Here is a 16,912-nt window from a genome sequence, read left to right as displayed (position 1 = left end):
CGAGGGTGCCCGCCGTCGTCTATGTTCGGGGGCGTGCAGTTCCACGACGTCTGGTTCCGGTACGCCCGTAATGCGGCGTGGACCCTGCAGCACGTCGACCTGGAGCTCGGTCCCGGCGAGACCGCGGTCGTGCTCGGCCCCAACGGTTCCGGCAAGTCGACTCTGCTCCAGCTCGCCGCCGGGGTGCTGAGGCCCGGCCGGGGCACGGTCTCCGGAAGGCCGCCGGTGGTGGGCTGGGTCCCGGAGCGGTTCCCCGCCGACCAGCCGTTCACCGCCCGCGCCTACCTGACGCACATGGCGGCGATCCGCGGAGCCGACAGCGCCGGCATCGACGAATGGGCCGAGCGCCTCAATTTCGTGGGGTTTCTCGATGTACGCCTGAGCCGCCTCTCCAAGGGCTCCGCCCAGAAGGTGGGCCTCGTCCAGGCACTGCTGGACCCGCCGGGCCTGCTGGTCCTCGACGAGCCGTGGGAGGGCCTCGACGCCGCGACCCGTGAACAGGTGCCGGCGATCGTCGCCGACGTCGTGGCCCGCGGCGGGTCGGTGCTCATCAGCGACCACCTCGGCGAGGTCGCCCGCCTGCCGGGGGCCCGCCGCTGGCACGTCCGCGACGGCCGGGTGAGCGAAGCAGATGGCCGGGTCGGCGAAGACGGCTGGGTGGGCGAAGAGGGCCGGAAGGGCGTGACCGGCCCCCGGGGCGAGCGCCCCGCCGCCAGGCGCATCATCGAGCTCGCCGTCGCGGCGACGCACGCGGACCGGGCGGTGGCGAGGCTGCGCGCCGACGGGTTCGACGTCCTCGGCGTCCGGGAGGAGCGGTGACCGCCCTGGTCAGGATGCGGCTCGCGGGCTTCGTCCAGACGGGCCGGGCCGCCGCGCCGCTGCTGGCCGCCCTGGTCGTGCTGTCCATCCTGTACGGCGGCGGGCAGTCCCAGGCCGGCGAGGCCTACGGGGTGTCCGCGGCCGTGCTGTTCGGGGTCCTGGCCTGGCAGACGAAGCTCCTGCTCGACGTGGAGCCCGACGTGCAGCGGCGGATCGGCAGGGTCGCGCTCGGCGCCGGCCGGGAGACCGCCGCGGGGGTCGCCGCGGCGCTGGTCGCCGCCCTGCCGGTGATCCTGGTCGCGATGATCCTGCCGTGGCTCGTCGGTGGCGTCACCGGACCGCAGAAGGCCGGCGACCCGCCGCTGGGGGAGGGCATCGCGCTCGGCCTGTGGGCGCACCTGCTGCTGCTCCTGCCCGCCGTCGGCCTCGGCGCCCTGGCCAGCCGCGCGGTGTCCGGGCAGGCGGCCCGCGGCCTGGCGATCCTCGTCGGCGGCGTGGTCATGGCGGTCGTGCTCGGCCTGAAGAGCTCGCCGGCGCCGTGGCTGGCCCCGCCGCTGATGACCACCGCCCGCGACACCGTCGGCGGTGCCGACCTGACCGCTGTCGCCGTCACCACCGGCTGGGGCGTCGTGTGGGCCGCGCTCGCCGTCGCCGCCTACGCCCACCTGCGGCGGACCAGGCCGTAGACGCGCCGCGATTTGGTTGCGCACGGCGAGTCAAGTACAGTTTCCAGCGAAACCCGAAGACCGCTGGTCATGTCCGCGTGAGTGGACATCGAAGGCCCTGTGTCAACGCAGGCGACCCGCGCAGGGCCGGACAAGCGTTGCCGACACATGTCGCTCCGCCCCGTGCGCCCCTGCGCCCGGGGCGTTTTTCGTTGCCGCGAGTGCGCCCGAGAGCGTGGCCAGCACCGTAGCAAGAGAGAGGAGGGACATGGCGGACAAGCCGGTTCGAGACGACAAGGCCACCGCGGTCGCGGAGCTCACCGAGAGCTTCCGGGGCTCGACGGCCACCGTGCTGACCGAGTACCGCGGCCTGACCGTGGCGCAGCTCAAGACCCTGCGCCGCAGCCTGGGCCGCGAGACCACGTACGCCGTCGCGAAGAACACGCTCGCGAAGCGTGCCGCGACGGACGCGGGCATCAGCGGGCTCGACGATTTGTTCTCCGGTCCTACCGCGCTCGCTTTCGTCTCCGGCGACCCGGTCGAGGCGGCGAAGAGCCTTCGTGAGTTCGCGAAGGCCCACCCGCTGCTCGTCATCAAGGGCGGCGTTTTCGAGGGCAAGGCCATCAGCGCGGACGAGGTCCGTCGCCTGGCCGACCTGGAGTCCCGTGAGGTGCTGCTGGCCAAGCTGGCCGGCGCGATGAAGGGCAGCCTGTCCAAGGCCGCGTCGCTGTTCCAGGCGCCGCTGTCCAAGGCCGCCCGCACCATCCAGGCTCTCGCCGACAAGCAGGACTCCGGCAGCGCGCAGGAAGCCGGCAGCGACGCGGCCGAATAGGCCCGCGCGCTCCACATCACTTTTTTCGAAAGGAACGCCAACATGGCGAAGCTGAGCACCGCCGAACTCCTCGACGCGTTCAAGGAGATGACCCTGATCGAGCTCTCCGAGTTCGTGAAGGAGTTCGAGACCACGTTCGACGTCACCGCTGCCGCGCCGGTCATGATGGGTGGCGGCGGCGCCGCTGCCGCTCCGGTCGAGGAGAAGGAAGAGCAGTCGGAGTTCGACGTCGTCCTCGAGGGCGACGGCGGCAAGAAGATCCAGGTCATCAAGGTCGTGCGCGAGCTGACCGGCCTGGGCCTGAAGGAGGCGAAGGACCTCGTCGAGGCCGCGCCGAAGGCCGTCCTCGAGAAGGCCAACAAGGAGACCGCGGACAAGGCCAAGGCCAAGCTCGAGGCCGAGGGCGCCAAGGTTACCCTCAAGTAACTTGCACCACAGTGGGGCGGCCGCCGGGAAACCGGCGGCCGCCCCTTTGTGTGTAAGGACCCAAGATCTAGGGGTGGCCACCACAACACCTTGTGATCGGAGTGCGAGATTTCCGTCACGGTGGCCCGACGCGCGTGGGAACCCTTGACGCGATGACCTGGTGGCAGGCACGCTAATCAGGCACTGCCTTCCGCGGACGCGGCGGCCGGTGGCCCGACAGATGTGCCCCGATCCTTCTTGGGTCCGGTTCAGCGCACATCGACCGATGAGCCCCAGGCCTCGACCGACGCGAGCGGCTCGGCCGGTGGAACAGCGATCTTCAAAAAAGATCGTTGAAACATCGTGCACGGGGCCGCTCGACAGCGGTTAGCCTTTCGGCTACACTGCTAGTTTGCGCTGTCTTCTGACTTCACCTCTGGCGTGGAGTGCCTCTTCGTGGGCACTTTGCATCGGGGGTCGTCAGGCTGCACGCAAAACGGCCTGTCTGCACCACCGGTCCTCGGAAGGACGCATCTTGGCAGCTTCCCGCCCTGCGAAGACCAGTTCGAGCGCATACGCTCCCCGCCGGGTCTCCTTCGGCAGGATCACCGAACACCTTGAGGTTCCCAACCTCCTTGCCATCCAAACCGACTCGTTCGACTGGTTGGTTGGCAACGAGAAGTGGCAGAGCCGCTCGGCCGGTGATCCGCACGCCCGTTCCGGGCTGGCGGAGATCCTCGATGAAATCAGTCCCATTGAGGACTTCTCCGGCACGATGTCCCTGTCGTTCTCCGCGCCCCGCTTCGACGAGGTCAAGGCTCCCATGGAGGAGTGCAAGGAGAAGGACCTCACCTACTGCGCGCCGCTGTTCGTGACGGCGGAGTTCACCAACCACACCACTGGCGAGATCAAGAGCCAGACGGTGTTCATGGGTGACTTCCCGATGATGACGCCCAAGGGCACCTTCATCATCAACGGCACCGAGCGCGTCGTGGTGAGCCAGCTCGTCCGGTCGCCGGGCGTGTACTTCGACAAGCAGCCGGACAAGACCTCCGACCGCGACCTCACCAGCGTCAAGGTCATCCCGAGCCGGGGTGCCTGGCTGGAGTTCGACATCGACAAGCGCGACACCGTCGGTGTCCGCATCGACCGCAAGCGCCGGCAGGCCGTCTCCGTCCTGCTCAAGGCCATCGGTTGGTCCGCCGAGCGCATCCGTGAGAAGTTCGGCTGGTCCGAGCTCATGATGACGACGCTCGAGAAGGACCACATCGCCGGCCAGGACGAGGCCCTGCTAGACATCTACCGCAAGCTCCGCCCCGGCGAGCCGCCGACGCGTGAGAACGCGCAGACCCTCCTCGACAACCTCTTCTTCAACCCGAAGCGATACGACGTCGCCAAGGTCGGTCGATACAAGTTCAACAAGAAGCTCGAGTTGGACCTCCCGATCAACCAGGGTGTGCTGACGGAAGAGGACGTCGTCGCCACGGTCGAGTACCTCTGCCGCCTGCACACGGGCGAAGAGGGCTACGAGGCCGACGACATCGACCACTTCGGCAACCGGCGCCTGCGCACGGTCGGCGAGCTCATCCAGAACCAGGTCCGCGTCGGCCTGTCCCGGATGGAGCGCGTCGTCCGCGAGCGCATGACGACGCAGGACGTCGAGGCGATCACGCCGCAGACCCTGATCAACATCCGTCCCGTCGTGGCGGCGATCAAGGAGTTCTTCGGCACGTCGCAGCTGTCGCAGTTCATGGACCAGACCAACCCCCTCGCGGGCCTGACCCACCGCCGGCGCCTCAGCGCGCTCGGCCCGGGCGGTCTGTCGCGTGAGCGGGCCGGCTTCGAGGTCCGCGACGTGCACCCGTCGCACTACGGCCGCATGTGCCCGATCGAGACCCCTGAAGGTCCCAACATCGGTCTCATCGGCGCGCTCTCGACGTTCGCGCGGGTCAACCCGTTCGGCTTCGTCGAGACGCCGTACCGGAAGGTCGTCGACGGCCGGGTCACCGACCAGATCGACTACCTGACCGCCGACGAGGAGGACCGGTTCGTCAAGGCGCAGGCCAACGCTCCGCTCAAGAGCGACGGCAACTTCGCCGAGGACCGCATCCTCGTCCGCCGGAAGGGCGGTGAGGTCGACAACGTCCCCGCCGACCAGGTCGACTACATGGACGTGTCGCCGCGGCAGATGACCTCGGTCGCCACCGCGATGATCCCGTTCCTCGAGCACGACGACGCCAACCGTGCACTCATGGGCGCCAACATGCAGCGCCAGGCGGTGCCGCTGGTCAAGGCCGAGGCCCCGCTCGTCGGCACCGGCATGGAGTACCGTGCCGCCGTCGACGCCGGTGACGTGGTCGTGGCCGAGGTCGCCGGCGTGGTCGAGGACATGTGCGCCGACTACGTCACGATCCACCAGGACGACGGCCACCGCCGGACCTACCTGCTGCACAAGTTCCGCCGCTCCAACTCCGGCTCCTGCGTCAACCAGAAGCCGGTGATCTTCGAGGGCGACCGGGTCGAGGCGGGGCAGGTCATCGCCGACGGTCCGTGCACCGACGAGGGCGAGATGGCGCTCGGGCGCAACCTGCTCGTGGCGTTCATGCCCTGGGAGGGTCACAACTACGAAGACGCCATCATCCTGTCCCAGAAGCTGGTGCAGAACGACGTCCTCACCTCGATCCACATCGAGGAGCACGAGGTCGACGCGCGCGACACCAAGCTGGGGCCGGAGGAGATCACCCGCGACATCCCGAACGTCAGCGAGGAGATGCTCGCCGACCTCGACGAGCGGGGGATCATCCGGATCGGCGCCGAGGTCGTGACCGGCGACATCCTGGTCGGCAAGGTCACCCCCAAGGGTGAGACCGAGCTGACCCCGGAGGAGCGCCTGCTCCGCGCGATCTTCGGCGAGAAGGCCCGCGAGGTGCGCGACACCAGCCTCAAGGTGCCGCACGGCGAGACCGGCACGGTCATCGGCGTGCGCACGTTCAGCCGGGAGGACGGCGACGAGCTGTCCCCGGGCGTCAACGAGCTGGTGCGCGTCTACGTGGCTCAGAAGCGGAAGATCCAGGACGGCGACAAGCTCGCCGGCCGCCACGGCAACAAGGGCGTCATCTCGAAGATCCTCCCGGTCGAGGACATGCCGTTCCTCGAGGACGGCACCCCGGTCGACATCGTGCTCAACCCGCTCGGCGTGCCGAGCCGGATGAACATCGGCCAGGTCCTGGAGACCCACCTGGGGTGGGTGGCCAAGACAGGCTGGAAGATCGACGGTGACGACACCGAGTGGAAGCGGGCGCTGAAGGCCATCAACGCGGGGGAGTCCGAGCCGGACACCAACGTCGCGACCCCGGTCTTCGACGGCGCCAAGGAGGAAGAGATCGCCGGCCTGATGAGCAGCACGCTGCCCAACCGGGACGGCAACCAGCTCATCGGTGCCAGCGGCAAGGCGCGGCTGTTCGACGGCCGCTCCGGTGAGCCGCTGCCGGACCCGATCGCGGTGGGCTACATCTACATCCTCAAGCTCAACCACCTGGTGGACGACAAGATCCACGCCCGTTCCACCGGCCCGTACTCGATGATCACGCAGCAGCCGCTGGGTGGTAAGGCGCAGTTCGGTGGTCAGCGCTTCGGTGAGATGGAGTGCTGGGCGATGCAGGCCTACGGCGCCGCCTACGCGCTGCAGGAGCTGCTGACGATCAAGTCCGACGACGTCCTCGGACGCGTCAAGGTCTACGAGGCGATCGTCAAGGGCGAGAACATCCCGGAGCCGGGCATCCCGGAGTCCTTCAAGGTGCTCCTCAAGGAGCTGCAGTCGCTGTGCCTGAACGTCGAGGTGCTCTCCAGCGACGGCGTGGCCCTCGAGATGCGCGAGACGGACGACGAGGTGTTCCGCGCCGCCGAGGAACTCGGCATCGACCTCTCCCGGCGTGAGCCGAGCAGCGTCGAGGAAGTTTGATCCGTGGGCGGGCGCCCCGCGAAGGCGCCCGCTCCACGACCTAGCAATTACCCGAGCAACTGAATCGTGAGGACATAGACGAAGTGCTCGACGTCAACTACTTCGACGAACTGCGCATCGGTCTGGCCACTGCCGACGACATCCGCCAGTGGTCGCATGGCGAGGTCAAGAAGCCCGAGACGATCAACTACCGCACCCTGAAGCCGGAAAAGGACGGGCTCTTCTGCGAGAAGATCTTCGGTCCGACCCGGGACTGGGAGTGCTACTGCGGCAAGTACAAGCGGGTCCGGTTCAAGGGCATCATCTGTGAGCGCTGCGGCGTCGAGGTGACCCGTGCCAAGGTCCGCCGCGAGCGCATGGGCCACATCGAGCTCGCCGCCCCGGTCACGCACATCTGGTACTTCAAGGGCGTGCCCAGCCGGCTCGGCTACCTGCTCGACCTGGCGCCGAAGGACCTCGAGAAGATCATCTACTTCGCGTCGTACGTGATCACGAGCGTCGACAAGGAGGCCCGCCACCGCGACCTCGCCACCCTCGAGAACGAGGTCTCGGCGGAGAAGCGCCAGGCGGAGAACGCCCGCGACTCGGAGATCGAGAAGCGCGCCGCCAAGCTGGAGCAGGACCTGGCCGAGCTCGAGGCCGAGGGCGCGAAGGCCGACGTGCGCCGCAAGGTCAAGGAGTCCGGCGAGCGCGAGATGCGCCAGATGCGGGACCGCGCGCAGCGTGAGATCGACCGTCTCGACGAGGTCATGGACACGTTCCGCAAGCTGGACCGCAAGAACCTCATCACCGACGAGCTGCTCTACCGCGAGCTGCGCGACCGGTTCGGTGAGTACTTCACCGGCGCCATGGGTGCCGAGGCGATCAAGGCGCTGCTGGAGAACCTGGACCTCGACGACGAGGCCGAGTCGCTGCGCGAGACCATCCGCAGCGGCAAGGGCCAGCGCAAGATCCGGGCCCTCAAGCGCCTCAAGGTCGTCGCGGCGTTCCTCAACACCGCCAACTCGCCGCTGGGCATGGTCCTGGACTGCGTCCCGGTCATCCCGCCGGACCTGCGTCCGATGGTGCAGCTCGACGGTGGCCGGTTCGCCACCAGCGACCTCAACGACCTGTACCGGCGCGTGATCAACCGCAACAACCGGCTCAAGCGCCTGATCGACCTGGGTGCCCCGGAGATCATCGTCAACAACGAGAAGCGGATGCTGCAGGAGGCCGTCGACGCGCTGTTCGACAACGGCCGCCGCGGTCGTCCCGTCACCGGCCCGGGCAACCGGCCGCTGAAGTCGCTGTCCGACATGCTCAAGGGCAAGCAGGGTCGCTTCCGTCAGAACCTGCTGGGCAAGCGCGTCGACTACTCCGGCCGTTCGGTCATCGTCGTCGGCCCGCAGCTCAAGCTGCACCAGTGCGGCCTGCCGAAGCAGATGGCGCTGGAGCTGTTCAAGCCGTTCGTGATGAAGCGCCTGGTGGACCTCAACCACGCGCAGAACATCAAGTCGGCCAAGCGCATGGTCGAGCGTCAGCGTCCGGTCGTGTGGGACGTGCTGGAGGAGGTCATCGCGGAGCACCCGGTGCTGCTCAACCGCGCGCCGACCCTGCACCGCCTGGGCATCCAGGCCTTCGAGCCGCAGCTGGTCGAGGGCAAGGCCATCCAGATCCACCCGCTCGTCTGCACCGCCTTCAACGCCGACTTCGACGGCGACCAGATGGCCGTGCACGTGCCGCTGTCCGCGGAGGCGCAGGCCGAGGCCCGCATCCTCATGCTGTCCAGCAACAACATCCTCAAGCCGGCCGACGGCAAGCCGGTCACCATGCCCACCCAGGACATGGTCATCGGCCTGTACCACCTGACGCACATCCAGAAGGGCCTGACGGGCGAGGGGCGCACCTTCAGCTCCGACGCCGAGGCGCGGATGGCGTTCGACAACGGCGAGCTGCACCTGCAGGCACCGGTGAAGATCCGGCTCCGGGGCATCATCGGGGTCGACAACGGCGCCTCCGGCCAGCCGTGGGAGGCCCCCGAGGGCTGGCAGTCCGGCGACACGGTCACGGTCGAGACGACCCTCGGCCGGGTGCTCTTCAACGAGACGCTCCCGGTGGGGTACCGCTTCGTCAACTACGAGATCCGCAAGGGTCAGCTGTCGGCGATCGTCAACGACCTCGCCGAGCGCTTCCCGAAGGTCTCCCTCGCGGCGACCCTGGACGCGCTCAAACTTGCCGGCTTCCACTGGGCAACCTGGTCCGGCGTCACCATCGGCATGGAAGACGTCATCCAGCCGCCTCGCAAGCGCGAGATCCTCGAGCGCTACGAGAAGGAGGCCGAGCGGATCGACAAGCAGTACCAGCGCGGTCTCATGACGGCCGAGGAGCGCCGCGGCGAGCTCATCGAGATCTGGACCAAGGCGACCGGTGAGGTCGCCAAGGAGATGGAAAGCGCGCTGCCGCAGGAGAACCCGCTGTGGAAGATGATCAACTCGGGCGCCCGCGGTAACCTGCTCCAGCTCCGCCAGATCGCCGCGATCCGTGGCCTGGTGGCCAACCCGAAGGGTGAGATCATCCCGCGGCCGATCAAGGCCAGCTACCGGGAGGGTCTGTCCGTGCTGGAGTACTTCATCTCCACGCACGGTGCCCGTAAGGGTCTGGCCGACACCGCGCTGCGGACCGCCGACTCGGGTTACCTGACCCGTCGTCTGGTCGACGTGTCGCAGGACGTCATCATCCGCGAGGAGGACTGCGGCACCGACCGCGCCATCCCGATGACGGTCGGCGAGCTGCACGACGGCGTCATGCGCATCCACCAGCACGCGGAGACGGGCGTGCACGCCCGTACCCTCGCCGACGACGTCCGTGACAAGGACGGCAAGCTCGTCGCCGAGCGTGGCACGGACATCAACTCGATCACGGTCGACCTGCTGGTCGCCGCCGGGACCGAGACCGTCCGCGTCCGTAGCGTGCTCACCTGCGAGTCGAAGCTCGGCGTCTGCGGCGCCTGCTACGGCCGGTCGCTGCCCACGGGCAAGACCGTCGACGTCGGCGAGGCGGTCGGCATCATCGCCGCCCAGTCGATCGGTGAGCCGGGCACGCAGCTGACGATGCGTACCTTCCACACCGGTGGTGTCGCGGGTGAGGACATCACCCAGGGTCTGCCCCGTGTGCAGGAGATCTTCGAGGCCCGCGTGCCGAAGGGTAAGGCGCCCATCGCCGACACCCCCGGTCGCGTGCGCATCGAGGACGGCGAGCGGATGCGGAAGATCATCATCGTGCCGGACGACGGCAGCGAGGAGATCGTCCACGACAAGCTCAGCCGGCGCGTCAAGCTGCGCTACCAGGACGGCGAGCACGTCGAGGTCGGCGAGAAGCTCACCGAGGGCACGATCGACCCGCACGAGCTGCTGCGCATCATGGGTCCCCGGGCGGTCCAGGTCCACCTGACGTCCGAGGTCCAGGAGGTGTACCGCTCGCAGGGCGTGCTCATCCACGACAAGCACATCGAGATCATCATCCGGCAGATGCTCAAGCGGGTCACGGTCATCGACTCCGGCTCCACCGAGTTCCTGCCCGGTGTGCTGGTCGACCGTGCGCTCTTCGAGGCGGAGAACCGTCGCGTCGTCGCCGAAGGCGGCGAGCCGGCGGCCGGCCGTCCCGTGCTCATGGGTATCACCAAGGCGTCCCTCGCGACGGAGTCGTGGCTGTCCGCGGCCTCGTTCCAGGAGACGACCCGGGTGCTGACCGACGCGGCGATCCACGCGCGCAGCGACTCGCTGATCGGTCTGAAGGAGAACGTCATCATCGGCAAGCTCATCCCGGCCGGTACGGGCATCAGCAAGTACCGCAGCATCCGGGTCGAGCCGACCGAGGAGGCGAAGGCGAAGGTCTACTCGATGACCGGCTACCCGGAGGCCGACTACGGCTTCGGCCCGGCCAGCGGGCAGGCGGTCCCCCTGGACGACTTCGACCTGGGCTCCTTCCGCTAAGCACCACCGGACGACGAAGAGGGCGGGGACCCCACGGGGCCCCGCCCTCTTCCCGTGGACCGGATAGGCTCGGGTGGTGACGTCCTCGACGCGCCATCCGCTCGACCCCGACCCGGTCCGCGCCACCAAGGCCTCGGCCGTGTTCGGGCTGGGCCTGCTGTCGGTGGTGACCGGGCCGTTCCTCGGCGGGGCGATCCCGGCGACCCTGGCGCTGATGATGGCCCGGCAGTCGCACCGCGAGCTGGTGGCCGCGGAGGGCTTCCTGCTGGGCGCCAGGAGGCTCCGCAACGGCGTGCGGCTCGCCTGGACCGGCATCGTGCTGTCGATCGCCACGCTGGTCGTCCTGGCGATCCTGGGCCTGCTGGCCTATGCCCGGGGCCGCGGCACGGACTTCGACCCGCTGGTGAACTGACGTGACCTACCCCTACCAGCACCAGCCGCCCCACCAGCCCCAGCAGCCCTACCAGCACCAGCAGCCGGCCCAGCCCGTCGCGCAGCAGGGCATGCGGATCGACGTCGTCCAGGGGACCCCCTTCGGGGTGGCCTACCCCCTCGTTCAGGCGACCCCGAGCGGCCCCGCCATCGGCAGCCTCGTCGCCGGCATCGCATCGGTCTTCGTCGGCCTGTTCGTGGGCTGCCTCGGCCTGCTCGGCGCGCCCGAGGGGTGGGGCCCGCTCGCCGGCGGCGCGTTCACCGTGCTGGCCGTGTTTCTCGGCCTCGGCGCGATCGGCCTCGGCGTCTTCGGCATGCGCCAGGTCCGCCAGGCGGGCCGGCTGGTCAGCGGCCGCGGGATGGCGATCACCGGGGTGGTGCTGGGCTCCACCGGCGCGGGCGTCGGCGTGCTGTCCCTGTTGCTGGCCTTTGTGGCCGCGGCCACCTCTACGAGCCCATGAGAGCCCATGAGAGCCCGTGAGCGCCCGCGAGAGCGCCGCTGACCGGCCCTGACGCCGAGAACGCGACCCCCGGGACGGACGGATCAGACACCAGGTACTCTTGGTGTGAAGAGTGTTCCGTCATGGGGCCGAGCCGTCGATTTTGACCAGCGTCCTCACGGTGGGTACTCTTTCCCCTCGTGCCCGGCTTTGCCGGGCAACTCGTGCGTGCGTCCACAACGGCCCGCCTCCGCGGGTTGAGGGTGGACGCAAACCGCGAAACCCGGTTGGCACTTCTTGGACCGGGTTCGCGCGGCGGGCGACACGCCCGACCGCGGGTGCCGGTCACGCCGTGGAGACAGCGAAGAAGAAGACGTGCGGCCGCGAGGCCGAAGGGAGACAGGCCCAGTGCCTACGATCCAGCAGCTGGTCCGCAAGGGCCGCCAGGCGAAGCTGAGCAAGACCAAGACGCCGGCGCTCAAGGGCAGCCCGCAGCGGCGTGGCGTCTGCACGCGTGTGTACACCACCACGCCGAAGAAGCCGAACTCGGCCCTGCGCAAGGTGGCCCGCGTGCGACTGAGCAACGGTATCGAGGTGACGGCCTACATCCCCGGTGTCGGTCACAACCTTCAGGAGCACTCGATCGTGCTGGTCCGTGGTGGCCGTGTGAAGGACCTCCCCGGCGTCCGGTACAAGATCATTCGTGGTTCGCTGGACACCCAGGGTGTCCGCAACCGCAAGCAGGCTCGCAGCCGGTACGGCGCGAAGAAGGAGAAGAGCTGACATGCCGCGTAAAGGCCCCGCGCCGCGCCGGCCCCTGGTGGCGGACCCGGTCTACAACTCCCTGCTCGTCACCCAGCTGATCAATAAGATCCTGGTCGAGGGCAAGCGTCAGCTCGCCGAGCGCGTTGTCTACAGCGCTCTCGAGGGTTGCCGGGAGAAGTCGGGCACGGACCCCGTCGTCACGCTGAAGCGCGCGATGGACAACGTCAAGCCGACCCTCGAGGTCCGCAGCCGCCGCGTCGGTGGCGCGACCTACCAGGTGCCGGTCGAGGTGCGCCCTCCCCGGGCGACGACGTTGGGCCTGCGCTGGCTGGTCACCTACTCGCGCGCCCGTCGTGAGAAGACCATGGTGGAGCGGCTCATGAACGAGCTGCTCGACGCCAGCAACGGGCTCGGTGCTTCGGTGAAGCGCCGCGAGGACACCCACAAGATGGCGGAGTCCAACAAGGCCTTCGCGCACTACCGCTGGTAAGCGACGCTTTACCAAGCAATCCGACGAGAGCGAAGTAGGGATTCGAAGTGGCTGCCGTAGACGCTGCCCTCGCCAAGGTCCGCAATATCGGCATCATGGCGCACATCGACGCCGGTAAGACGACGACGACCGAGCGCATCCTCTTCTACACCGGCATCACGTACAAGATCGGTGAGGTCCACGAGGGCGCAGCCGTCATGGACTGGATGGAGCAGGAGCAGGAGCGGGGCATCACCATCACCTCCGCCGCCACGAAGTGCGAGTGGAAGGGCCACGTCATCCAGATCATCGACACGCCCGGCCACGTCGACTTCACGGTCGAGGTCGAGCGGTCGCTGCGGGTCCTGGACGGTGCCGTGGCGGTCTACGACGGCGTCGCCGGCGTGGAGCCGCAGACCGAGAACGTCTGGCGGCAGGCCGACAAGTACAACGTCCCGCGTATGTGCTTCGTCAACAAGCTGGACCGCACCGGTGCCGACTTCTTCCGCTGCGTGCAGATGATGGTCGACCGGCTCAACGCGACCCCGCTGGTGCTGCAGATCCCGATCGGTCTGGAAGGCGACCACATCGGCGTCGTCGACCTGCTGGAGATGCGCGCGCTGACGTGGCGCGGCGAGACCCAGAAGGGTGACGACTACGCCATCGAGGAGATCCCCGCGGATCTCGTCGACCAGGCCAACGAGTACCGGGACAAGCTCCTGGAGACGCTGTCCGAGACCGACGACGACATCATGGTCCGCTACCTGGACGGTGAGACGTTCGACGTCAAGGAGCTCAAGGCCGCGATCCGCCGGGCGACCATCGCCGGCAAGCTCAACCCGGTCGTCTGCGGTTCGGCGTTCAAGAACAAGGGCGTCCAGCCCATGCTCGACGCCGTCGTGGAGTTCCTGCCGTCGCCGCTGGACATCCCGGCCGTCGAGGGCGTGGCGACCGACGGCGAGACGCCGCTGCTGCGCAAGCCGTCCAACAGCGAGCCGTTCTCCGGCCTGGCCTTCAAGATCCAGACGGACAAGCACCTCGGCAAGCTCACCTACGTGCGCATCTACTCCGGCACGCTCGAGTCCGGCTCCCAGGTGGTCAACTCCACCAAGGACCGCAAGGAGCGGATCGGCAAGATCTACCAGATGCACGCGAACAAGCGTGAGGAGCGCCCAAGCGCTCAGGCGGGTGACATCATCGCCGTGCAGGGTCTCAAGCAGACCACCACGGGTGACACCCTCTGCGACCCGGCCCACCCGGTCATCCTCGAGTCGATGACCTTCCCGGAGCCGGTCATCCAGGTCGCCATCGAGCCGAAGAGCAAGGCCGACCAGGAGAAGCTGGGCACCGCCATCCAGCGGCTGGCCGAGGAGGACCCGACCTTCCGCGTCAAGAACGACGAGGAGACCGGGCAGACCATCATCGCCGGCATGGGCGAGCTGCACCTGGACATCCTGGTCGACCGGATGCGCCGCGAGTTCAGCGTCGAGGCCAACATCGGCAAGCCGCAGGTGGCCTACCGCGAGACCATCAAGGGCATCGTCGACAAGATCGACTATGTGCACAAGAAGCAGACCGGTGGCTCGGGTCAGTACGCGAAGGTCATCGTCAAGCTCGAGCCGCTCGAGGTGACGGCGGACGGCCCGACGTACGAGTTCGTCAACGCGGTCTCGGGCGGTCGCATCCCGAAGGAGTTCATCCCTTCGGTCGACGCCGGCGCCCAGGACGCGATGCAGTACGGCGTGCTCGCGGGCTACCCGATGGTGGGCGTGAAGCTGACGCTGCTCGACGGGCAGTACCACGAGGTCGACTCGTCGGAAATGGCGTTCAAGATCGCTGGTTCGATGGTGATGAAGGAGGCGGCCCGCAAGGCTACCCCCGCTCTCCTCGAGCCGTTGATGGCCGTCGAGGTCACCACCCCGGAAGAGAACATGGGTGACGTGATCGGCGACCTCAACTCCCGGCGTGGCACCATCCAGGCGATGGAGGAGCGCGGCGGTGCCCGTGTCGTCCGCGCCACGGTGCCGTTGTCGGAGATGTTCGGCTACGTCGGCGACCTGCGGTCGAAGACCCAGGGCCGGGCGAGCTACTCGATGCAGTTCGACTCCTACGCCGAGGTTCCCGCGAACGTCGCCAAGGAGATCATCGCGAAGGCGACCGGGGAGTAGTTCCCGGTCCGCGGCCGCGAGGCTGCATCAGCGGGCCTGAAGGCTTCAGCCGCCAGACCCAAGTCGACAGGGTGCGTCGACGCTTCAGGCGTCGACGCACCGCGAACCAGAAGTCCACAGGAGGACACCAGTGGCGAAGGCGAAGTTCGAGCGGACTAAGCCGCACGTCAACATCGGCACCATCGGTCACATCGACCACGGGAAGACGACGCTGACGGCGGCCATTACCAAGGTGCTCCACGACCGCATGCCGGACGTGAACCCCTACACCCCGTTCGACGAGATCGACAAGGCGCCGGAGGAGAAGGCCCGCGGCATCACGATCTCGATCGCGCACGTCGAGTACCAGACCGAAGCCCGGCACTACGCCCACGTTGACTGCCCGGGCCACGCCGACTACATCAAGAACATGATCACCGGTGCCGCGCAGATGGACGGCGCGATCCTGGTGGTCGCGGCGACCGACGGCCCGATGCCGCAGACCCGCGAGCACGTGCTGCTGGCCCGCCAGGTCGGCGTCCCCTACATCGTGGTGGCGCTGAACAAGAGCGACATGGTCGAGGACGAGGAGCTCCTGGAGCTCGTCGAGCTCGAGGTCCGTGAGCTCCTGTCGAGCCAGGAGTTCCCCGGCGACGACGCGCCGGTCGTGCGCGTCTCGGCCCTGAAGGCCCTCGAGGGCGACCCGAAGTGGTCGGACGCCCTCATGGAGCTCATGGGCGCCGTGGACAGCGCGATCCCGCAGCCCGAGCGTGAGACCGAGAAGCCGTTCCTCATGCCCGTCGAGGACGTCTTCACGATCACCGGTCGTGGCACCGTCGTCACCGGTCGTGTCGAGCGTGGCATCCTCAAGCCGAACGAGGAAGTCGAGATCGTCGGCATCAAGGCCAAGTCGATGAAGACCACCTGCACCGCCATCGAGATGTTCCGCAAGATCCTCGACGAGGCGCGCGCCGGTGAGAACGTCGGCCTGCTCCTGCGTGGTATCAAGCGCGAGGACGTCGAGCGCGGCATGGTCGTGGTGAAGCCGGGTAGCAACACCCCGCACACCGAGTTCGAGGCGACCGTCTACATCCTCTCCAAGGAGGAGGGTGGCCGGCACACCCCGTTCTTCCAGAACTACCGTCCGCAGTTCTACTTCCGCACCACGGACGTCACCGGCGTCGTCACGCTGCCCGAGGGCACCGAGATGGTCATGCCCGGCGACAACACCGGCATGACCGTGCAGCTCATCCAGCCGATCGCCATGGAGGAGAACCTCCGCTTCGCGATCCGCGAGGGTGGCCGCACCGTCGGCGCCGGCCGTGTGACGAAGATCCTCAAGTAAGGACCTGAAGCACCCCGATTTCACTTTGTCGCAAGTCATGCGGCATAATGGTCGGGTTGCGTCGCGGGGCGGTCGAGACTGCTCAATGAAAAGTCTCGACCGCTTCCGCGCGGCGTCAGTCCAAGCGGCTGGCGCTCACCTCCGCGAACCGGGCGTGGCACGCCCTGGGGTAGGTCTCCTGAGCCACCAGCGGTCCTGCGAAGGACGTCGGCGGCGGAGCCTGGCCCTTGGCCGCGACACGCCCGACCGCGGGGGTCGGACAAACCAAATAGGCGGCACCGGACCCTTCGGGGTTCCGCGAGGTCGAGAGACCTCGCATGAGAGAGGGAACTGAAGCCACCATGGCGGGACAGAAGATCCGCATCCGGCTCAAGGCCTACGACCACGAGGTCGTCGACTCCTCGGCGCGGAAGATCGTCGAGACGGTCACGCGCACCGGGGCTCAGGTCGCTGGGCCGGTGCCGCTGCCCACTGAGATCAACCGCTACTGCGTGATCCGCTCGCCGCACAAGTACAAGGACTCGCGCGAGCACTTCGAGATGCGCACGCACAAGCGTCTGATCGACATCATCGACCCGACCCCGAAGACGGTTGACTCGCTCATGCGGCTCGACCTGCCGGCTGGTGTCGACATCGAGATCAAGCTGTAGGGACCGGACTT

General features: G+C 68.0%; 13 protein-coding genes. All 13 read left to right on the top strand.

Going from position 1 to position 16,912, the window contains the following annotated elements; all coding sequences use genetic code 11:
- The first annotated feature begins 33 nt into the window (after positions 1–33).
- The 13 genes from ABD332_RS11860 to rpsJ all read left to right on the top strand — a co-directional run bounded on the left by ABD332_RS11860 (position 34) and on the right by rpsJ (position 16,901).
- Positions 34–819, top strand: a complete 786-nt coding sequence (locus tag ABD332_RS11860; RefSeq protein WP_344501846.1) for an ATP-binding cassette domain-containing protein — start codon at positions 34–36, stop codon at positions 817–819.
- Entirely contained in the window at positions 816–1,505 is a 690-nt protein-coding gene (locus ABD332_RS11855; protein WP_344501845.1) for a hypothetical protein, read from the top strand. Before ABD332_RS11860 ends, ABD332_RS11855 begins: the two co-directional genes overlap by 4 nt.
- 247 nt (positions 1,506–1,752) lie before the next feature.
- A complete protein-coding gene (gene rplJ, locus ABD332_RS11850) occupies positions 1,753–2,316 on the top strand; it encodes a 50S ribosomal protein L10 (RefSeq protein WP_344501844.1) in 564 nt (187 codons plus the stop codon).
- Positions 2,317–2,358: 42 nt separating this feature from the next.
- Positions 2,359–2,742, top strand: coding sequence for a 50S ribosomal protein L7/L12 (gene rplL, locus ABD332_RS11845; RefSeq protein WP_344501843.1), 384 nt, complete (start codon positions 2,359–2,361; stop codon positions 2,740–2,742).
- Positions 2,743–3,256: 514 nt separating this feature from the next.
- The gene (gene rpoB / locus ABD332_RS11840; protein ID WP_344501842.1) at positions 3,257–6,682 is read left to right on the top strand and encodes a DNA-directed RNA polymerase subunit beta; all 3,426 of its coding nucleotides are present in this window, start codon (positions 3,257–3,259) and stop codon (positions 6,680–6,682) included.
- A gap of 83 nt (positions 6,683–6,765) precedes the next feature.
- On the top strand, positions 6,766–10,653 hold the full coding sequence (locus ABD332_RS11835) for a DNA-directed RNA polymerase subunit beta' (RefSeq protein WP_344501841.1): 3,888 nt from the start codon (positions 6,766–6,768) through the stop codon (positions 10,651–10,653).
- A 76-nt stretch (positions 10,654–10,729) separates the two neighbouring features.
- Positions 10,730–11,065 (top strand): hypothetical protein, encoded by a 336-nt coding sequence (locus tag ABD332_RS11830; RefSeq protein WP_344501840.1) that lies wholly within the window; start codon positions 10,730–10,732, stop codon positions 11,063–11,065.
- Position 11,066: 1 nt separating this feature from the next.
- Positions 11,067–11,546, top strand: coding sequence for a hypothetical protein (locus ABD332_RS11825; RefSeq protein WP_344501839.1), 480 nt, complete (start codon positions 11,067–11,069; stop codon positions 11,544–11,546).
- A 387-nt stretch (positions 11,547–11,933) separates the two neighbouring features.
- Entirely contained in the window at positions 11,934–12,308 is a 375-nt protein-coding gene (gene rpsL, locus ABD332_RS11820; RefSeq protein WP_033357671.1) for a 30S ribosomal protein S12, read from the top strand.
- 1 nt (position 12,309) lies between these two features.
- On the top strand, positions 12,310–12,780 hold the full coding sequence (gene rpsG, locus ABD332_RS11815; RefSeq protein ID WP_033357670.1) for a 30S ribosomal protein S7: 471 nt from the start codon (positions 12,310–12,312) through the stop codon (positions 12,778–12,780).
- Between the two features lie 47 nt (positions 12,781–12,827).
- Positions 12,828–14,927 carry an elongation factor G gene (gene fusA / locus ABD332_RS11810; RefSeq protein ID WP_344501838.1) on the top strand — a complete coding sequence of 700 codons (2,100 nt, stop codon included), beginning with the start codon at positions 12,828–12,830 and terminating at the stop codon, positions 14,925–14,927.
- A gap of 130 nt (positions 14,928–15,057) precedes the next feature.
- The gene (gene tuf, locus ABD332_RS11805) at positions 15,058–16,251 is read left to right on the top strand and encodes an elongation factor Tu (RefSeq protein ID WP_344501837.1); all 1,194 of its coding nucleotides are present in this window, start codon (positions 15,058–15,060) and stop codon (positions 16,249–16,251) included.
- 341 nt (positions 16,252–16,592) lie between these two features.
- Positions 16,593–16,901, top strand: coding sequence for a 30S ribosomal protein S10 (rpsJ, locus tag ABD332_RS11800; RefSeq protein WP_018347762.1), 309 nt, complete (start codon positions 16,593–16,595; stop codon positions 16,899–16,901).
- Positions 16,902–16,912: the final 11 nt, after the last annotated feature.

This window comes from Dactylosporangium maewongense, from assembly GCF_039531485.1.
In the GTDB taxonomy this organism is placed as follows: Bacteria; Actinomycetota; Actinomycetes; order Mycobacteriales; family Micromonosporaceae; genus Dactylosporangium; species Dactylosporangium maewongense.
The sequence above is the reverse complement of the archived record's forward strand: the minus strand, read 5'-3'. Positions and strand labels throughout refer to the sequence as shown.